This is a genomic window from Burkholderia sp. HMSC10F09 (assembly GCF_001806955.1).
Taxonomy (GTDB): domain Bacteria; phylum Pseudomonadota; class Gammaproteobacteria; order Burkholderiales; family Burkholderiaceae; genus Burkholderia; species Burkholderia multivorans.
The window spans coordinates 1-1294 of sequence record NZ_KV786678.1; the positions used below are offsets into that span (position 1 = coordinate 1).

At 65.8% G+C, this 1294-nt stretch carries 1 protein-coding gene; it reads left to right on the forward strand.

Annotated features, from left to right (window positions below):
• Positions 1-109: 109 nt before the first annotated feature.
• The coding region (locus HMPREF3115_RS12075) for a DEAD/DEAH box helicase (protein ID WP_070554539.1) at positions 110-1294 on the forward strand (1185 nt) is incomplete at its 3' end.

Genomic DNA, 1294 nt, shown 5'->3' on the forward strand with positions numbered 1-1294 from the left:
GCGGCTGCGGGAAACCGCGGCCGCGCCCTTTTGCTTTTGGCGATGCCGGTTTTCCCCGCGCGGGCCGCGCGGCGCGCATCGCCGATCATAAAACTCAAGCGTGGTATCTATGTCTTTCGAATCTCTCGGCCTGGCCGAACCGCTCGTCAAGGCGGTCAACGAGCTCGGCTACACGTCGCCGACCCCGATCCAGCAGCAGGCCATTCCTGCAGTCCTCGGCGGCGGCGATCTGCTCGCCGGCGCGCAGACCGGCACCGGCAAAACCGCAGGCTTCACGCTGCCGATCCTGCAGCGCCTGCACACGTTCTACACCGAGCATCGCAGCGCAAAGCGCGCGGTACGCGCACTGATCCTCACGCCGACGCGCGAACTCGCCGCCCAGGTCGAGGAAAGCGTGCGTGCATACAGCAAGTATCTGAAGCTGCGCTCGACCGTGATGTTCGGCGGCGTCAGCATCAATCCGCAGATCGATGCGCTCAAGCGCGGCGTCGACATCGTCGTCGCGACGCCGGGCCGCCTGCTCGATCACATGCAGCAAAAGACGATCGACCTGTCGGATCTCGACATCCTCGTGCTCGACGAAGCCGACCGGATGCTCGACATGGGTTTCATCCACGACATCAAGCGCGTGCTCGCGAAGCTGCCGCCGCGGCGCCAGAACCTGCTGTTCTCAGCGACGTTCTCCGACGAGATCAAGGCGCTCGCCGACAGCCTGCTCGATTCGCCGGCGCTGATCGAGGTCGCGCGCCGCAACACGACGGCCGAGACGGTCGCGCAGAAGATCCATCCGGTCGACCGCGATCGCAAGCGCGAACTGCTCACGCATCTGATCCGCGAGCACAACTGGTTCCAGGTGCTCGTCTTCACGCGCACGAAGCACGGCGCGAACCGGCTCGCCGAACAGCTGACCAAGGACGGCATCAGCGCGATGGCGATCCACGGCAACAAGAGCCAGTCGGCCCGCACGCGCGCGCTCGCCGAGTTCAAGAACAACACGCTGCAGGTGCTCGTCGCGACCGACATCGCCGCGCGCGGGATCGACATCGATCAGCTGCCGCACGTCGTCAACTTCGATCTGCCGAACGTGCCCGAGGATTACGTGCACCGCATCGGCCGCACGGGTCGCGCAGGCGCGACCGGCGAAGCCGTGTCGCTCGTGTGCGTCGACGAGAAGCAGTTGCTGCGCGACATCGAACGGCTGATCAAGCGCGAGATTCCGCGTGAAGTGATCGCGGGCTTCGAGCCCGATCCGAATGCGAAGCCCGAGCCGATCCAGCAGCGTCGCGGCCAGCAG